This is a genomic window from Bradyrhizobium sp. CCBAU 45321, from assembly GCF_028128975.1.
In the GTDB taxonomy this organism is placed as follows: Bacteria; Pseudomonadota; Alphaproteobacteria; order Rhizobiales; family Xanthobacteraceae; genus Bradyrhizobium; species Bradyrhizobium yuanmingense.
In genome coordinates this window covers 227550-244225 of record NZ_LFKZ01000127.1, presented here as the reverse complement: position 1 = coordinate 244225, position 16676 = coordinate 227550, and the positions used below count along the sequence as shown (strand labels likewise).

Below are 16676 nucleotides of genomic sequence, written 5' to 3'. Positions count from 1 at the left end.
TCGTCGCTCTGAGCTTGGCGCTCATTTTTCGCGTATGATCGCACTCAAACGCCGCGCGAATTCCTGCAGCAGCGCATCGAGCTCCGCATTGCGCTTCGAGGTGCCGAGATCCGGCAGGTGCAGCGTCAGCGTCCGTTCATGCGCCCCCTCCGTCAGGCGGCCGATCCGGCGCGGGTGCGCACGGGTGTAGGCACGAAGGAACGCCGCCTTCGCCTGCGGCGGGAAATGGCAGACATCGAAGATCGTGTTCAGGTGCTGCACGGGAATCGGCACCGGATAGGCCGGGTTGCTGATCTGGCTGACGAAGCTGCGGTTCTTGCCCATGGCATGGGCCAGACGCAGCCGCATGCCTGACGGGCGGCTCTCAAGCACCTCCTTGAAGATGCGCTTGTAAACCGCAACGGCGCCCGCCTCGGCCGGTTCATCGGTCGCCATATCAGCCAAGTCCGCCTCCGCTGCTCAAGCGGTCGATTGTCTGTTTGATCTGCGCCAGCGCCGACGCATTCACCGACAATTCGCGCAGGCCGCAATTCAGGAGCGCGGGCAGACAGCGCGGGTCGCTCGCCATGTCGCCGCACAGGCTGACGCTCGTTCCGGCGCGACGTCCGTGCTCCGCGGTTCGCGCTATCAGTTCGAGGAGGGCCGGATGCAAGGGATCCATCAAGGGGGCGAGAGCTCCATTGGAACGGTCGCATGCAAGGACATATTGCGCGAGATCGTTCGATCCGATCGAGAAGAAGGAGGCCTTGAAGGTCGCGATCGCCAGGGCCGCCGCCGGGACCTCGACCATGATTCCCAGCTCCGGGAGCATCGCGGCAATGCCCTCGGCCTGCAAGCGCTGCACGATTTCGGCGAACAGCTTCCGTCCGCACTCGAACTCGTCCGGCGCCGTGACCATCGGAAACATGACCCTGAGACTTCCATGCACGGCCGCACGCGCCAGCGCGCGGAGCTGCACGCTGAATATCTCGGGGCGGGCGAGGCAAAGCCGCAGGCCACGCACGCCCAGAAAGGGATTGGCCTCACCGTCGATGGTGAATCCAGGCACCGGCTTATCGCCGCCGGCATCAAACGTGCGAATGGTAACCGGGCGTCGATCGGCCCAGCGCAGGACGGCAGCATAGGCGCGATACTGCGTCTCCTCGTCGGGCAGGCCGCCGCGCTCTGCGAGCAGAAACTCGGTGCGCATCAACCCAATGCCGTCAGCATATTGTGCGTCGGCATGATCGAGATCCTCGACGCGCTGGATGTTGATGAACAGCTTGATCCGCTCCCCGCGCCATGATGCGGTCGGCCGTCGCAGGATCGCCCGCGCGGACGCCCGGCTCTTGCGATGAATTTCGCGCCGCTTCTCGAACAGCCGCAGCTGCTCGGCACTGGGATCGAGCTCGAGCGTAGCGCCCTCGCCATCGAGCAGCGCCGTCGCGCCGATCTCCGGAATGGCGCCGAGCTGCACGACCATGGGGATGCCCCGCGCGCGCGCTAGCATCGCGACATGACTCGTGGGGCTACCGCGCAGGAGCGCAAGACCACCGCCGGCCGACCAGTCGATCTCCAGGAAACGCGAGGGCGGCAGATCGTCGGCGCAAACGACGGCACCGCTCGGTATCTTGGGGGCCTCGCCCCCGCCTCCGCGCAAGATGCTGATGATGCGGTCGCGTAGATCCGCAAGATCGGAGCAGCGCGCCTTCAGATACTCGTCCTCGGCCGAATTATAGTCTGTAATCTGCTCGTCGAGCGCGGAACGCCATGCGACGTCGGCGGCATCGCCCTCGCTTATCGCTGTGAATATCGCTTCGATGAAATCCTCATCCTCCAGCAGCGCGACCTGGAACTCGAGAATCTGCGCGGCCTCACCTCCCGCGATCGCGGCGAGCTCGGCGATCTGCCCGCTCGCCGCGTCGATCGCCTTGCGAAGATCGAGCGCCTCCTCGACCAGCGAGCCTGCGATCCGCTCGCCGTTCGTGCCTGCATCGACACGGACGAGCGGGCCGTGGGCAAAGCCGATCGAGGCGGTCCTGCCGCGAAAAGCCAGTCCGGCGGCGCCTCCCTGCATGCTATGACGCCTCGTCCGGAAAGTCGGTTGCGATCAGGTTGACCAAGGCGGCGACGGCAGCCTGTGCGTCGCTGCCCGACGCCTTGATCTCGATCGTGCTGCCGTGAGCCGCGCGCATGGCCATGATCTTGGCCACGCTCTTGGCATTGATCCACTCGGTCGCGCCCGCGACCCGGACGGAAATCTGGGCCTGGAACTTCTTGGCCAGCTTGGTCAGCTTGACCGCCGGGCGTGCATGCATGCCCACCGCGTGCACCAGCCGCACATTCTCGGTGAAAATCTGGCCGTCCGCTTTATCCAACATCGTCTTATTCCATCATCGTTTCGCCGACGCATCAGTCGGCAGAGAGTTCCTCGGCCACGGCCTTGACCTGGGCCAGCGAGCTGCCGCCCGCCGCCTCGGTCGCCGCCATCACGGCGCCCTCGACGATCGGCGCGTTGCATACGACAACGAGATCGCGGCGTGCCGGCTCCAGCATTTCGACCGCCATCTCGCTGTTTGTTTCGGCACCGCCGAGATCGACGAGGATCGCGACGCCTTTGGCCGACCAGGCATCGTTGATGGCGTCGACAATCAGCGACACACTGGTGCCGAGCCCGCCATCGGGATTGCCGCCGCAGAAGGCCACCTTGACCTCGCTGCCGACCATCTGCCGCACCATGTCGGCGGTGCCTTTGGCGATATCCTTCGAATGCGAGACGATCACGATCCCCACGGCATCAGTCATTGCTTTCCCTCCAGGCTCGCGCATACCGCCTGCACGAGAATACAGCTCGAGCGCGCGCCGGGGTCGATATGACCGACGCTGCGCGGCCCGAGAAACGACGCCCGCCCCTTGGTGGCCCGCATCGGCGCGGTCCGCTCGACCGCCTCTGCGGCCGTTGTGCTGACCCGCGCGATCAGGTCCGGTTGGCCGGCTGCATTCTTCAGCGTCTCCAGCACGGGAACGAGCACGTCGAGCATGGTCTTTTCACCGGCGTGCGAACGGCCGCGGGCGCTGACGGCGTTCACACCGCTGCCGAAGACATCAGCGATGTCCTCAGGCAGATGCTTGTCGTGCGAGAGGGCCTCGCCTGCGGCCAGGAAGAAGCTGCCGTAAAGCGGGCCGGAAGCACCGCCGACCGTCATCACGAGCGTCTTGCCGATCGTCTTCAAAGCCTCGTCGAACGGCTGTTCGGAGATCGCATCGAGCTTGCCGAGCACGGCTTCGAACCCGCGCTTCATGTTGAATCCGTGGTCGCCGTCGCCGATCGCCTGGTCCAGGCTCGTGAGCTCCGGCGCGCTGGCAATGACCCGCTCTGCGGCCAGCTTGACCAGTGATTTGAACGTCTCGGGTTGCAGCGACATCGCGTTTGATCCTCTAATGAACCGCCGGGAGGCGCTGCCCGGCGCCGTCGAAGCAGAGCGGTTGCACCAGATCCAGCTCAACCTCCTGACCGGCATGCAGCGGTTGATGCGGATCCGCAAGCGTGACCAGCATCTCTCCCTTATAGTCCAAGTGAACGTGATTCTGCTCGCCGAGGTGCTCGACCCGGTGCACGCGGCCGACCATCGGCCCGCCATTGCGCGCCGCGAGGCGAAGGTGCTCGGTGCGAATACCGACTGTCTCCGTTCCCGGCGGTAGCGGTACGTCCGACAACAGCCGCGCGGGGAGGAAATTGATCTGGGGCGTGCCGAGGCGCGAGGCGACGTAGCTCGACGACGGTCTCTCGTAGATTTCCCGGGGCGTGCCGAGCTGGAGCAGCTCGCCGTCCTTGATCACGCCGATCCGGGACGCCATCGTCATGGCCTCGACCTGATCGTGGGTCACGTACAGGATGGTCGCACCAAGCTCGAGCTGGATCCGCTTGAGCTCCAGCCGCAGCTCGGCACGGAGCTTGGCGTCCAGCGACGACAGCGGCTCGTCCATCAGATAGATCGAGGGATCGCGGACCAGCGCACGACCGATTGCCACCCGCTGCATCTCGCCGCCCGAAAGTCGGGTTGCGCGATTGTTCAGCTTGCTTGCGATGTGCAGCAACTCCGCCGTCTGCTCGACCCGCTTCTTGATGATGGGCTCCGATACCCGTCGCGCGGGCGAGCGCAACGGGAACGCAAGGTTGTCATAGACGGTGAGATGCGGATAGAGCGAATATTGCTGGAAGACGAAGGCAATATCGCGCGCTCCCGGAGGAGCCAGCGTCACGTCGCGTCCGTCGATCATGACCGAGCCGGAATCGGGAGTCTCGAGCCCGGTGATCAGCCGCAAGGTCGTGGTCTTGCCGGCACCGCTCGGTCCGAGCAGCACCATGAATTCCCCGTCGTTCACCGAGAGCGAGAGCTCGCGCACGGCCGCCACCGCGCCGAAGCGCTTGCTGATGTTGCGTAGGGCGACGTCAGCCATGGTCTGCGCTCCCCGCGGTGGCAGTTCGTATAGCAAGGCCGCTGGCGACGTCGAACAACGCGAGTCGTTCCGAACGGAATTCAAGGCCGACCCGCTCGCCGATCCGCACGGGCGTGCTGGAAGGCAACCGCGCCGCAATGCGTCCATGTGCGGTGTCGACGGTGACAATCTGGGTTGTCCCAAGATACTCGGCGCCAAACACCTCGCCGCGGACGGGTGCCGCGTCGGCGAAGCGGATATGCTCCGGACGAACGCCGAGTGCCATACCGGCGCTGGCGCGATCCTCTCGGATCTCCGGCACCGCGATGCTCGTGTCATGGAAGCTGATCGTCCGATCGCCGGAGCGCAGACCAGCCTCGAAGCGCAGAAAATTCATGGGCGGCGAGCCGATGAAATCGGCCACGAACATGCTCGCGGGCCGATCATAGATCTCCTGCGGCAGGCCGATCTGCTCAACGCGTCCCTGGTTCATGACGGCGATCCGATCCGCCATCGACATCGCCTCGAGCTGGTCATGCGTCACGTAGACGGTGGTCGCCCCGATGCGATCGTGCAGGTCGCGGAGCTCGCTGCACATCAGATGACGAAACTCGGAATCGAGCGCGCCTAGCGGCTCGTCCATCAGAAAGGCCTTTGGCCGCCGCACCATGGCACGCCCCAGCGCAACCCGCTGCCGATCGCCGCCGGACAGCTTCGACGTCTTGCTCGACAGCAGATGCTCGATTCGCAGCAGTTTGGCTGTCTCCTGCACCCGCTGGTGAATATCGCGCCGGGCCATGCCCTGGCACTTGAGCGGAAAGCCGATATTCTCGGCGACGTTCATGTGCGGATACAGCGCGAAAAGCTGAAACACGAAGGCGATATCGCGCGCGGATGCGCGCTGGAAGGTCACGTCCTCATTGTCGAGCAGGATCTTGCCCTCGGTCGGCAGCTCCAGGCCCGCAATCATGCGCAAGGTGGTGGTCTTGCCGCAGCCGGAGGGGCCGAGCATCGCAAAGAAAGCGCCATCGTCGATCGTGAAGTTGGAGCCTTGTACGGCCGCAAACTGATCGAACGACTTGCGCAGGTTTTCGACGCGGATCTGTGCCATGTCTGCCGCCCTATTCCGGAAAATGGCTCACGACGACGTAGCCGAGCGTACCGGCGAGGATCGTCACGAAGGAATAGCTGTAGAGATCGATCGACCAGGGTTGCACCAGCATGACGATGCCTCCCCCGATCAGGGTCATGGCAGCCGTCTCCCAGGGTCCGCGTCGGAACCAGCGAGAGACCACGCCTTTGGCGATTGCAGCAGAACCGCTCATTTGCGCACAGCTCCGAAGGTGATGCCGCGCAGCAGGTGCTTGCGCAACAACACGGTGAACAGGACGATCGGCACGACGAACAGGGTGGTGGCCGCGGCAACGGCCGGCCAATCCTGCCCGCCCTCCCCGATGATGAAGGGGATGAAGGGCGGCATGGTCTGCGCCTCGCCGCTGGTCAGGAGAACCGCGAAGGCATATTCGTTCCAGGAGAAGATCAGGCAGAAGATCGCGGTGGCTGCGATACCCGTGACGGCTTGCGGCAACACAACCTTGCGCAGCGCCTGCAGCCGCGTGTAGCCGTCAACAAGAGCGGCCTCCTCGTATTCGCGCGGGATCTCGTCGATGAATCCCTTGAGCAGCCAGACCGCGAGCGAGACGTTCACGGCAGTGTAGAGCAGGATCATTCCGAGCCTGGTGTCGGTCAGATTGAGCTGCCGGTACATCAGATAGATGGGGATTGCGACCGCAACGGGCGGCATCATGCGCGTCGAGAGAATGAAGAACAGAAGGTCGTTAGCCAGGGGAATGCGGAAGCGCGAGAAAGCGTAGGCCGCGAGCGTGCCGAGAAAGACGGCCAGGAAGGTCGAGCCGAACCCGATGATCAGCGAGTTGACGAAACGCGGCACGACCTTCGACGGTCCGGCAATGACCATGTCGCGCTGGCGCACGAGCTTGTCGTACCACGTCTCCGGCGGCGGCAGCTTGGCGATGAAGTCAGGCGTCTGCCGGGTGCGCACAGTGAACAGGTTCACAAAGCCTTCGAGAGTCGGCTCGAAGATCACCTTGGGCGGATATGCGATCGCGTCGCTCTGCGATTTGAAGGCGGTGGCGACGATCCAGACCAGCGGCAGGATCGTGATCACGGCGTAGAGGATGACGAGGCCACCCGCCACCATCTTTGCGCGCGGCGACGCTTCGACAATGGAGTGCGCGGTGGACTTGGTGAGGGCGGCGGTCATCGTTGCTTCACCTTGTTGAGGGCTTTGACGTAGATGTTGGCCGCACCGAACACGGTCACGAACAGGATGATGGCGAGTGCACTGGAATAGCCGGTACGCCATTTCTCGAACGCGGCGCGCTTCAGCGTGATCGACACCAGCTCGGTGGTCGAGCCCGGGCCTCCGGACGTCAACAGATTGACCATGTCGAACATCTTGAAGTTCTCGATCGCGCGGAACAGCACGGCGAGCATCAGGAATGGAAAGGTCATCGGCAGCGTGATCGACCAGAATTGCCGCCAGGCCGAGGCGCGGTCGACTTCGGCCGCCTCGTAGATGTAGTCGGGTATGGAGCGAAGCCCGGCGAGGCAGATCAGCATGACGTAGGGCGCCCACATCCAGGTGTCGACCAGCACGATGGTCCAGGGCGCGAGCGAGACCTGCCCGGTCATGCTGAACGAGCTCGGCGGCACGCCGGTGAACAGGCTGATCACGTAGTTGAATGGCCCGATCTGCGGCTGCAACAGCAGCGTCCAGAAGTTGCCGACCACCGCCGGCGACAGCATCATCGGCAGCAGGATGATCGTGGTCCAGAAGCTGTGACCGCGAAACTGGCGGTTGATCAACAGCGCCAGGCCATAGCCGATGATCACCTGCAGTGCCACCGACCAGATCACGAATTGCGCCGTGGTCTGGAGCCGGAACCAGACGTCCTCGTCGGTCAAGATGTCAGTGAAATTGTCGAGGCCGACGAAGCGCAGCGGCAGATAGGACATGCTGAGATTGAGGCTGGTGAAGGACAGCCGGATCATCCACAGCAGCGGAAAGATGTTGATCGCCAGCAACAGCGCGATCGTCGGCGCCACGAACAGCCACGCGATTGTTCGGTCCGACAGTCCGCGGACAGATCGCCCGGTGCGGGATTTGGCGGGCTCGCTCATGCCGGGAAACGTAGCATCGTCAGGTTGAAGGATCGTGGTCATCTTGTCCATCGGCTGGCTGGCTCGGGTTCCCCGAGGCGCACACGCCCCGGGGTACCGTTTCGTCGACGCGAGGCCTACGGCCTATTGCGAGGCGACCTGCTTGCCCTGCTCCTTGAAGACCTTGGTCCAGTCCTTGACGAGGAGATCGAGCGCCTGCTGCGCCGTGCCCTTGTCGGCGACGACGTAGTCATGCACACGCTTCTGCATGTCGAGCAGCAACTGGGCGTAGGATGGCTCGGCCCAGAAGTCCTTGACGATGCCCATCGACTCCAGGAACTGAGGCGCGAACGCCGCGCTTTTCGGGAAGTTTGGTGCGTCGACCACGGCCTTCAGCGCCGAGTAGCCACCCAGCTGCCACCACTTCTGCTGCACGGCGGGCTGCGCGAACCATTTGATGTAGGCGAGCGCGTCGTCCTTGCGGTCGGAGGTCGCGACCACCGAGATCCCCTGCCCGCCAAGCTGGGTGAAGTGTCCGTTCGGCCCGGACGGGTTGACGAAGAAGCCTATTCTGTCGCCGCCGACATTCGGATCCTTGTAGAGGCCGGGAAAGAAGGCGAACCAGTTCATCTGCATCGCCACCTGACCGGACTTGAAGGCGTCGAGCCCCTCCTGCATGTAGGCGTTGGTCATGCCCGGCGCCGTGCAGCACTTATAGAGCTCCTTGTAGAACTCGAGCCCCTTGGCCGCGTCGGCCGAATTGACGACGCCCTGCATCTGGTACGGCTTCTTGGGATTGTCGTAGCTGAAGCCGTAATTGTAGAGCACGTTGGTCACGCCCATGGTGATGCCTTCGGAGCCGCGCTCGGTGAAGATGTAGGCGCCATAGACCTTCTTGCCGTCGATCTCGCGGCCCTGGAAGAACTGCGCGATCTGCTTCAACTCGTCATAGGTCTTCGGCGGCGCCAGATCGCGGCCGTACTTGGTCTTGAACGCCGACTGGATATCCGGGCGCGAGAACCAGTCCTTGCGATAGGTCCAGCCGACCGCATCCGCCATGGCCGGCAGCGCCCAATAGTTCGGCGAGTTCTTCGGCCACTGCGAATAGCCGACGACCGTCGCCGGGACGAAGTCGTCCATCGATATCTTCTCCTTGTCGAAGAAATCGTTGAGCTTCACGTACCACTTGTTCTCGGCCGCGCCGCCGATCCACTGACTGTCGCCGATAATCAGGTCGCAGAGCTTGCCGTGGGAGTTGAGCTCATTGAGGAAGCGATCGGCATAGCTCGTCCACGGGACGAACTCGTATTTCATCTCGATGCCGGATTGCTTGGTGAAGTCCTTGCCGAGCTCGACCAGCGCGTTGGCCGGATCCCATGCCGCCCAGCACAGCGTGAGCTGCTTACCTTGGGCCGCAGCTTCGCCTCCGCCAAATCCCCCCAGCAGGGCCACCCCAAGAACCGTGGTGGCCGCCGAGCCTCTCAACCAATTGAATGTCCGCATATCCGTTTCCTCTCTCGTTGAAGCATCTGACCCGCTTGGCGCGTCCTGCCGGAACGACGCCAAGACCCTGAAACCGAGTTTGAGGAACGATGAGTGAAGGACGAGACGGGCCGCTTCCGGAGATGGCTCCGGAATGGCTTGGGCTCCTCCCACACATCGGCCCGATGCGTGATGTTTAGTTTTTTGTAACACTAAACGTATTACTAAATTTCGGAGATCGTCAAGCCTCGTTTGTCGCGAGTCCGGCGAAAGACCCGCGGCGCTGGCGCGCAAGCGGGATGTTCGCAGTCGCAGCGAAAATGCCGGAAGATCTTGCCGAATGCGATCGCCGATGTCGCCCGCAGGAGAATCCAGCCCACCCGAACAACAGGAGAGCAGGAAGGTCGGCCATAGCCGCGTGTTTAGCAAACTACTTTACTGAATGTTCAATGAAGCGGGCGCGAGGGGCCGCCTAATCGTCCGAAAGCTGACGATGCCGCTCCGCTCGGACTAGTAGAGCCTCGTACGGTATCCTTCTTCCATCGTCTTCTCGGCCTCTTCGACCGCGATGGCGACAGTCTGCTCGGCGATGATCCGGCCGAGCGTCGGGAAACTGTTGCGCTCGACCTGAGCAGCCGGATTCCAGAGCTTCGAGCGCATCAGCGCCTTGCCACAATGAAAATAGGTTTCCTCGACATGGATCTTCAGCCCGATGATTGGGACCACGTTCTGCACCGCGAGCGGCGTCAACAGCTCGGCATCCTGCGAGATCTCGGCGCGGCCATTGACGCGCAGGGTCTCGTTGATCCCCGGCACCAGGAAGATCAGGCCGATGCCGGGGGAAGCGATGATATTGCCGAAGGTGTCGACGCGGTTGTTGCCGCGCCGGTCCGGGATCAGCAGCGTCTTGTCGTCGAGCACGGCGACGAAGCCCGGCGCGTCGCCGCGCGGGCTTGCGTCGGCATGACCGTTGCCGTCGCTGGTGGCAAGGACGAGGAACGGGGAGAGCGCGATGAAGTCGCGACAGAACCTGTCGAGATGGCTGAGGACCTTCTTCTCGGCGAGCGGGCTGAGCTGCCCGAAATGCGCGCGCAGATCCTCTAGCGTCTTGACCGGCGGCTTGCCGCCTGCACCCTGGCTGTCCATTCGCGAACCTCCCTCTTTGCGGTGAGTTTCTTCTTTCGGCTAATTGGCCTCGATGCCGCACCAGCTCGCGGTGAACAGCGCAAGCGCCTTGGTGACGCGCTTGACCGAGGCGAGATCGACGCGCTCGTTGAAGCCGTGCGCGCCTTCCATTGTGGCGCCGAAGCAAAACGCAGGCACGCCGAAATCGAGACCATAGAAGCGCGCATCGGTCAGTGCGGTTGATGAGAAGCTGGTCAGCTTGCGGCCGAACACATGCTCGTAGACCGGAGCGAGAACCGCCTCGCTTTCCTGAATCTCCGTCGCCTCGTAGCCCGGCGACAGGAAGCCGGACCAGACGATCTCCGGCGGATTGTTGGCGAGGAATGGATGCGAGCGCGCCGCCTTGGCGACGAAATCCACGATCTCGGCCTGGGCGTCGGCGATCTTCCAGCCGGGCAGCACACCAATGCGGCAATCGACATCGCACCAGGCGGGCACGCTGGAGGCCCAGTCACCGCCCTTGATGATTCCAGGATTGAAGTTGAGCGGATGCTCGACCGATTTGAACGAGGGGTGCGTCTTGGCGCGCTCGTTCCATTCGGCCTCGAGACCTTCGAGCTTCTGGATCAGGTGGATTGCAGCCTTGATCGCATTTGAGCCGGTGCCGGCTCGTGCGACATGGACAGGTATCCCGCGCACTTTCAGGCGGAACCAGATCACGCCGACCTGGGCACGCATCAGCTTCTCGTCGGTCGGTTCGGGCAGGATGCAGACATCTGCACGATAGCCGCGCTGAAGTGTGGAGAGCGCGCCGAGACCGGTGCTCTCCTCCTCGATCACCGATTGCAGGTGGATGCGGCCCTTGGGCCTGTAGCCCGCGGCCTTGATCGCATCGAGCGCGTAGAGCGCCGAGATGGTACCGGACTTCATGTCGCCGGCGCCGCGACCATAGAGCCAACCGTTCTCGACCACCGGCTGAAACGGTGGCCGCTCCCACATGTCGAGCGGACCTGCCGGCACGACGTCGCAATGGCCCTGAAGGATCAGTGAGCGGCCCTCTTCCCTGGCCGGCCGGAAGGTGCCGACGACGGAGCGGGCACGCGAGAAATCGGTCTCGACCGGACCGTAGCCCGGCAGCGCCTTCAGATCGTCCTGGTTGATGACCCAGTCATCGACCTCGTAGCCGCGATCGCGCAACAGCTTTGCGAACATGTCCTGGCAGGGCGCCTCCGCCGCGCGCGTGCTCGGGATCGCCGTGAACGCGATCGTGGTGTCGATCTGCTCGTCGAAGGCGGCATCCACAGCGGCCTCGATGCGCTCGCGCGCGCCGGCTGGAAGGGGACGGCTGTCGGTCATGAATTCATCCTTGCTGTCGCTAGTGTGCCGGTCACGCTGGCAAAGCCCGGCTGGTCAAAGAAATCGCGGCCCGGGATCGCATCGAGCAGGTCGCGTGTGTAGGCGGCTTGAGGGGCCGTGAAAACGTCCGCGGTCGCGCCCTCTTCAACGATGCGCCCCTTCTGGAGCACGATGACGCGGTCGGCGATCTCGGCGGCGATCCGCAGGTCGTGGGTGATGAAGATCATGGCGAGCTTCATCTCCTGACGGAGCTCGGCAAGCAGCGCCAGCACCTGAGCCTGGACGGAAACGTCAAGCGCCGACACGGCTTCGTCGGCGATGAGCACGCGCGGCTTGAGTGCCAGTGCGCGCGCAATACAGATGCGCTGGCGCTGGCCCCCAGAGAATTCGTGGGGGTAACGATCGACGGCGACGGCGTTGAGGCCAACTCGCACCAGCAGCTTCCTCGCCTGCTCCATCGCTTCCGTGCGCGACGTGCCAAAGGCCATCGGTCCGCGCGCAATGGCATCGCCGACCTTCTGGCGCGGATCGAGGCTCGCAAACGGATCCTGGAACACGATCTGGAGCTGTTTTCGCGCCTGGCGGAGCGCCTCGCCGCGGAGCTGGCGCAGATCCTGGCCGTTGAAGCGGATGACACCGCCATCCGGCTCGGTCAGACGCATGATCATGCGCCCGAGCGTCGACTTGCCGGACCCGGATTCGCCGACGACGGCGAGCGTCTCGCCCTCGTACAAGGTCAGCGAGATGCCGTCGGCCGCGACGACCTCGCGCGGCGGCTGCAACAGGCCGCGCTTGACCCGGAATGTCTTCTCAAGACCGATGACTTCGAGCAGCGGTGTAGGATGGACCGCGGTGCGGCGGATCTCGTCGAGCCGCGCCTTCGGCACGGCATCGATCAACTCGCGGGTGTAGTCAGCCTTAGGACTGCGCAGGACTTCCTCGACCGTCCCCTGCTCCACCACCTTGCCGTGACGAAGCACCACGACGCGGTCGGCGACATCGGCAACGACGCCAAAATCATGGGTGATCAACAGCACGCCCATGCCGCGGTCGCGTCGGAGATCGTCGATCAGGCGCAGGATCTGACGCTGGGTGGTGACGTCGAGCGCTGTGGTCGGCTCGTCAGCGACCAGGAGCGCCGGACGGTTGGCCATCGCCATCGCGATCATGACGCGCTGGCGCTGGCCGCCGGACAGTTCGAACGGATAGCTCTTCTCAAGCAGCTTTGGATTTGGCAGGCCGACCTGCGTCAGGAGCTGCTGCACGCGTTCGTGCACCTCGATTGCCGACGGCATCGGCTTCTGATGGGTGAGGATCATCTCCTCGATCTGCCTGCCAACCCGCTTGAGCGGGTTCAGCGAGGACAACGGCTCCTGAAAGATCATCGCGGCTTCGCCCCCGCGCAGGCGGCGCAGCGCCTGCCGGTCGAGCTTTGCCGGATCTTGTCCTGCGACAGTCACGGCGCCCGCGGCAATATTGACGCTCTTCGGCAGCAGCGACAGCACCGCATGGGCGATCATCGACTTGCCCGAGCCGGACTCGCCGACGAGACAGACGACCTCGTTGGGCTTGACCTCGAAGGAGACGTTCTCGACCGCGAACGGGCGATCGCCGCCTTCGGGCAGCGCGATCGAGAGCCCCTCGACCGACAGAACGGGTGCCTTGGCTTGCACGGCCTCGCTCATGACCGGCGCCTCGATACACGCGGATTGAGCACATCGGAGAGACCTTCGCCGAACAGGTTGATGGCAAGCACCGTGATGAGGATCGCGAGCCCCGGAAACACGCTCATCCACCAGGCATTACGGATGACGGTGCGGCCGGCTCCGATCATGAAACCCCAGGACATCAGATTGGGATCGCCAAGGCCCATGAAGGACAACGCGCTTTCGAGCAGGATGGCGGTGGCGACCGTCAGGGAGGTCACGACCAGGATCGGCGAGATCGCATTGGGCAGGATATGGCCGAGCACGATCTGCAAGGTGCTCTCGCCCTGGCACAGCGCGGCTTCGACGAACTCACGATTGCGCAGGCGCAGGAACTCGGCGCGGGTGAGGCGCGCCAGCGGCGGCCAGCTCACGGCGCCGATGGTCAGGATGATCGTCAGCAGTGACGGGTTGAAGGTCGCGACCAAGAGGATCGCGAGCACGAAAGCGGGGATGGTCTGAAACAGCTCGGTCACCCGCATCAGCACGAGATCGACCTTGCTGCCGAAATAGCCGGAGATTGCGCCGATCGTGACGCCGATCACCATAGCCGCCATGGCCGAGGCGATGCCGATGACGAGCGACACGCGGGCACCATAGGCAACACCGGCCGCAACGTCGCGGCCGAGCGTGTCGCCGCCGAGCAGCAGGCCGTCCTCGCCGGGCGGCGTGAACGGCGCGCTGACCATTTCCCAGGGCGAGACCGGAAAGACGATGGGCGCGATGAGCGCGATGACGACCACGACAAGCAGCACGACGAGGCCGACCATGCCGCTAGGATGACGCAGGAAGGCGCGAGCCGCATCCATCACGCAGCTCCTGTCGTCATGCGGGGATCGATCAGCCTGTAGATCAGATCGGTCAGCAGATTGAGCACGATGACCACGATTGACAGAATGAGAAAAATGCCGAGCAGCACGGGATAATCACGCTGGAGCAGCGCATCGAAGGTCAGCCGGCCGAGGCCCGGCCAGGCGAACACCGTCTCGATGACCACGGCGCCGCCGACCAGCGCGCCGGCCTGCATGCCGGCCACGGTGACGACGGGCACCAGCGCGTTGCGCAGCATGTGGCCGACCACAATGCTGGGCCCGGACAGGCCCTTGGCGCGCGCGGTCTTGATGAAGTCCTGCTGGGCGACCTCGATGATCGAGGACCGCATCAGCCGGGCATAGATCGCGAGATAGATAGCCGCCAGCGAGGTCACCGGCATGATCATGTGCTTGGCGATGTCGAGCACATGCTCCAGCGGCGAGAGCTTCACGTTGATGGTCTCGTAACCGAACGGCGGCAGCCAGCCGAGTGTCACGGAGAAGACCAGCACCAGCATCAGCCCCAGCCAGAACACCGGCGTCGCATAAAGCACCAGCGACAGCACGGTGAAAACCGTATCGAGCACGCTGCCCGCCGCCAGCCCCGCGAGCGCGCCGAGGGTCGTGCCGATCAGCAGCGCGAGGCAGAAGGCCGTCACCGTCAACAGCAGCGTCGCCGGCAGCCGTTCCAGGATGAGATCGACCACCGCGCGGCGCTGGCGGTAGGAATAGCCGAGGTCGAGCCTGACGACGCGGCCGAGATAGCTTGCCAGCTGCACCGCGTAGGGCTTGTCGAGCCCATATTCCTTGCGCAGATCTTCCAGCAGCTTCGGATCGGACGCGCCGGATTGGCCGGCCATGACCTGGGCGGGATCGCCAGGGGCGGCCCGCACCAGCACGAAGTTGAAAGTGGCGATGACGAGGATGACGGCGAGGAGCTGGGCAATCCGGCTCAGTGCCATCAGCCCGATCGTCGCCGCGCTGCCGAGACGGATCACGATTTGTAGACCGACCCGAAAGTTTCGTGCGAGCCGATGCCGGTCGACACGATGTTCTTGAACGCCTTGTCGTAGATGATGGGATATTCGAGCTCCAGCGTCCAGGCGACCGGCACGTCCTCGACCAGGATCTGCTGCACCTTGGAATATAGCTCCAGTCGCTTGGCCTCGTCGAGCGTGACGGCGGCCTCGTCGAACAGCCTGTCGACCTCAGGGTTGGAATAACCTTCGGTGTTCGAGAACAGGATGCCTTTCTTGATGTTCGACGACACGTAAGTGCGGGAGACGCCGAGCGCGGGATCGCCGAGCTGGTAGAGCAGGTTTTGGGTCATCTCATAGTCCCAGTTGCCGACCTTCTCGGCCCAGCCGGCCATGTCGGTGCCGACGAGAACGAGATCGATGCCGACGCGGGCAAAGCTCTGGCGGAAGAACTCGCCGGCGCGCTGATAGGATTCGCCGTAAGGCGGCACGATGTATTTGATCTCAGCGCGCTTGCCGTTGGTGTCGGGCTTGAGCCCCATCTCATCGAGCAGCGCCTTGGCCTTGTCGATCGAATAGTCGTAGCGCTTGACCTTGCCGTCGTAGAATTTCGTCTTGGACGAGATCGGGCCGGTCGCGACCTTGGCGCTGCCGAAATAGACCCGCTTGGCGAGCGCGTCGCGGTCGATCAGGTGCATCACCGCCTGCCGGAAGCGCTTGTCGTTCATCGGCGCGATACGGTTGTTCATCTCGAGCCACTGGTGCGGCGCGAAATACTCATAGCCCTTGGTGGTGACTTCGAGGTTCTTCTGCGCCTTGAATCGCTGCACGTCGAAGAACTCGACGTCGGTCCATTGCGCGAGTTGCACCGTGCCGTTCTCCAGCGCCAGCGCGCGTGATGCCGAATCCGGGATGATGCGGTAGATGATCTCATCCAGGTACGGCTGGTCCTTCAGATAGTATCCTTCATGGCGCACCAGATGGACATGCGAGCCGCGCACCCATTCCTTCAGCTTGAATGGGCCGGTGCCGATCGCCTTGTCGTTCAGCGGGTTCTTGCGGTAGTCGGTGCCTTCATAGATGTGCTTTGGCACGATCGGCGCCGAGGTGCAGTCAAAGCAGCCGAGGAACGGCGCAAAGGGCTGCTTCAGCTTGAACACGACGGTGAGCGGATCGGGCGCCTCGGCCGAAGCGACGCGCGCAAAATTCTGCCGCGCGCGCGGATGCGTCTCCGTCAACACCTTCATGCAGCTGAACACGACGTCCTCGGACGTCATCGGCTTGCCGTCGTGGAAGGTGATGTTGGGAAACAGCTTGAACGTATAGGTCAGCCCGTCCGGCGAAATCTCCCAGGACTGCGCCATGCCCGGCATCGGCTTGAGGTCAGCGCTATATTTGAGAAGACTCTCGTAGATCTTGCCGCCGAGCGTCAGCGTCGGCTGTTGCTGGTTGAAGGCGGTGACCAGCAGCGGCGGCTCGGGCTGGATGATGGTGTTGAGTGTTCCACCGCGGGTCTGGCCGGCCGATCGCGTGATGCCGAAGGGGATAGCGGCGCCGGCGGCCAGCATGGCCTGGGTGAATTCGCGTCTGTTCATCGAGCTCTCCGTGTCGCATAT

Annotated in this window: 17 protein-coding genes; all 17 read right to left on the bottom strand. The window is 63.7% G+C overall.

Annotation, left to right across the window (positions count from 1 at the left end; translation table 11 throughout):
* Nucleotides 1-21: 21 nt before the first annotated feature.
* Nucleotides 22-435, bottom strand: a complete 414-nt coding sequence (locus ACM43_RS26445; protein WP_271544302.1) for a hypothetical protein — start codon at nt 433-435, stop codon at nt 22-24.
* Nucleotide 436: 1 nt separating this feature from the next.
* Nucleotides 437-2056, bottom strand: coding sequence for a phosphoenolpyruvate--protein phosphotransferase (gene ptsP / locus ACM43_RS26440; protein ID WP_271544046.1), 1620 nt, complete (start codon nt 2054-2056; stop codon nt 437-439).
* A gap of 1 nt (nt 2057) precedes the next feature.
* On the bottom strand, nt 2058-2360 hold the full coding sequence (locus tag ACM43_RS26435) for an HPr family phosphocarrier protein (RefSeq protein ID WP_063710681.1): 303 nt from the start codon (nt 2358-2360) through the stop codon (nt 2058-2060).
* A 31-nt stretch (nt 2361-2391) separates the two neighbouring features.
* The gene (gene dhaM / locus ACM43_RS26430) at nt 2392-2784 is read right to left on the bottom strand and encodes a dihydroxyacetone kinase phosphoryl donor subunit DhaM (RefSeq protein ID WP_036041954.1); all 393 of its coding nucleotides are present in this window, start codon (nt 2782-2784) and stop codon (nt 2392-2394) included.
* The gene (gene dhaL / locus ACM43_RS26425; RefSeq protein WP_271544042.1) at nt 2781-3404 is read right to left on the bottom strand and encodes a dihydroxyacetone kinase subunit DhaL; all 624 of its coding nucleotides are present in this window, start codon (nt 3402-3404) and stop codon (nt 2781-2783) included. Before dhaL ends, dhaM begins: the two co-directional genes overlap by 4 nt.
* 13 nt (nt 3405-3417) lie before the next feature.
* A complete protein-coding gene (locus tag ACM43_RS26420) occupies nt 3418-4440 on the bottom strand; it encodes an ABC transporter ATP-binding protein (protein ID WP_128263255.1) in 1023 nt (340 codons plus the stop codon).
* Nucleotides 4433-5530: an ABC transporter ATP-binding protein gene (locus tag ACM43_RS26415; protein WP_271544038.1), complete on the bottom strand. Its 1098-nt coding sequence runs from the start codon at nt 5528-5530 to the stop codon at nt 4433-4435. Before ACM43_RS26415 ends, ACM43_RS26420 begins: the two co-directional genes overlap by 8 nt.
* Before the next feature lie 10 nt (nt 5531-5540).
* Entirely contained in the window at nt 5541-5744 is a 204-nt protein-coding gene (locus tag ACM43_RS26410) for a hypothetical protein (protein ID WP_157284013.1), read from the bottom strand.
* Nucleotides 5741-6703, bottom strand: coding sequence for a carbohydrate ABC transporter permease (locus tag ACM43_RS26405; RefSeq protein ID WP_036041947.1), 963 nt, complete (start codon nt 6701-6703; stop codon nt 5741-5743). The genes ACM43_RS26410 and ACM43_RS26405 overlap by 4 nt, the downstream gene beginning before the upstream one ends.
* A complete protein-coding gene (locus tag ACM43_RS26400; protein WP_271544300.1) occupies nt 6700-7623 on the bottom strand; it encodes a carbohydrate ABC transporter permease in 924 nt (307 codons plus the stop codon). Before ACM43_RS26400 ends, ACM43_RS26405 begins: the two co-directional genes overlap by 4 nt.
* 123 nt (nt 7624-7746) lie before the next feature.
* The gene (locus tag ACM43_RS26395; RefSeq protein ID WP_157284016.1) at nt 7747-9105 is read right to left on the bottom strand and encodes an ABC transporter substrate-binding protein; all 1359 of its coding nucleotides are present in this window, start codon (nt 9103-9105) and stop codon (nt 7747-7749) included.
* Nucleotides 9106-9594: 489 nt separating this feature from the next.
* On the bottom strand, nt 9595-10230 hold the full coding sequence (locus ACM43_RS26390) for a pyridoxamine 5'-phosphate oxidase family protein (protein WP_271544035.1): 636 nt from the start codon (nt 10228-10230) through the stop codon (nt 9595-9597).
* Between the two features lie 39 nt (nt 10231-10269).
* The gene (locus ACM43_RS26385; protein ID WP_109142916.1) at nt 10270-11565 is read right to left on the bottom strand and encodes an ArgE/DapE family deacylase; all 1296 of its coding nucleotides are present in this window, start codon (nt 11563-11565) and stop codon (nt 10270-10272) included.
* The gene (locus ACM43_RS26380; RefSeq protein ID WP_271544033.1) at nt 11562-13250 is read right to left on the bottom strand and encodes a dipeptide ABC transporter ATP-binding protein; all 1689 of its coding nucleotides are present in this window, start codon (nt 13248-13250) and stop codon (nt 11562-11564) included. The genes ACM43_RS26385 and ACM43_RS26380 overlap by 4 nt, the downstream gene beginning before the upstream one ends.
* Nucleotides 13247-14080, bottom strand: a complete 834-nt coding sequence (locus ACM43_RS26375; RefSeq protein ID WP_271544031.1) for an ABC transporter permease — start codon at nt 14078-14080, stop codon at nt 13247-13249. Before ACM43_RS26375 ends, ACM43_RS26380 begins: the two co-directional genes overlap by 4 nt.
* Complete coding sequence (locus ACM43_RS26370) at nt 14080-15081, bottom strand: ABC transporter permease (protein ID WP_271544029.1); 1002 nt, start codon at nt 15079-15081, stop codon at nt 14080-14082. Before ACM43_RS26370 ends, ACM43_RS26375 begins: the two co-directional genes overlap by 1 nt.
* A complete protein-coding gene (locus ACM43_RS26365; protein WP_271544027.1) occupies nt 15078-16655 on the bottom strand; it encodes an ABC transporter substrate-binding protein in 1578 nt (525 codons plus the stop codon). Before ACM43_RS26365 ends, ACM43_RS26370 begins: the two co-directional genes overlap by 4 nt.
* Nucleotides 16656-16676 lie beyond the last annotated feature (21 nt).

Coding starts and splice junctions, on each gene's coding strand:
- ACM43_RS26375 (WP_271544031.1), bottom strand. CDS start 14,080: ATGGATGCGGCTCGCGCCTTCCTGCGTCATCCTAGCGGCATGGTCGGC.
- ACM43_RS26410 (WP_157284013.1), bottom strand. CDS start 5,744: ATGAGCGGTTCTGCTGCAATCGCCAAAGGCGTGGTCTCTCGCTGGTTC.
- dhaM (WP_036041954.1), bottom strand. CDS start 2,784: ATGACTGATGCCGTGGGGATCGTGATCGTCTCGCATTCGAAGGATATC.
- ACM43_RS26435 (WP_063710681.1), bottom strand. CDS start 2,360: ATGTTGGATAAAGCGGACGGCCAGATTTTCACCGAGAATGTGCGGCTG.
- ACM43_RS26395 (WP_157284016.1), bottom strand. CDS start 9,105: ATGCGGACATTCAATTGGTTGAGAGGCTCGGCGGCCACCACGGTTCTT.
- ACM43_RS26420 (WP_128263255.1), bottom strand. CDS start 4,440: ATGGCTGACGTCGCCCTACGCAACATCAGCAAGCGCTTCGGCGCGGTG.
- ACM43_RS26380 (WP_271544033.1), bottom strand. CDS start 13,250: ATGAGCGAGGCCGTGCAAGCCAAGGCACCCGTTCTGTCGGTCGAGGGG.
- ACM43_RS26365 (WP_271544027.1), bottom strand. CDS start 16,655: ATGAACAGACGCGAATTCACCCAGGCCATGCTGGCCGCCGGCGCCGCT.
- ACM43_RS26385 (WP_109142916.1), bottom strand. CDS start 11,565: ATGACCGACAGCCGTCCCCTTCCAGCCGGCGCGCGCGAGCGCATCGAG.
- ACM43_RS26400 (WP_271544300.1), bottom strand. CDS start 7,623: ATGAGCGAGCCCGCCAAATCCCGCACCGGGCGATCTGTCCGCGGACTG.
- ptsP (WP_271544046.1), bottom strand. CDS start 2,056: ATGCAGGGAGGCGCCGCCGGACTGGCTTTTCGCGGCAGGACCGCCTCG.
- ACM43_RS26415 (WP_271544038.1), bottom strand. CDS start 5,530: ATGGCACAGATCCGCGTCGAAAACCTGCGCAAGTCGTTCGATCAGTTT.
- dhaL (WP_271544042.1), bottom strand. CDS start 3,404: ATGTCGCTGCAACCCGAGACGTTCAAATCACTGGTCAAGCTGGCCGCA.
- ACM43_RS26390 (WP_271544035.1), bottom strand. CDS start 10,230: ATGGACAGCCAGGGTGCAGGCGGCAAGCCGCCGGTCAAGACGCTAGAG.
- ACM43_RS26445 (WP_271544302.1), bottom strand. CDS start 435: ATGGCGACCGATGAACCGGCCGAGGCGGGCGCCGTTGCGGTTTACAAG.
- ACM43_RS26405 (WP_036041947.1), bottom strand. CDS start 6,703: ATGACCGCCGCCCTCACCAAGTCCACCGCGCACTCCATTGTCGAAGCG.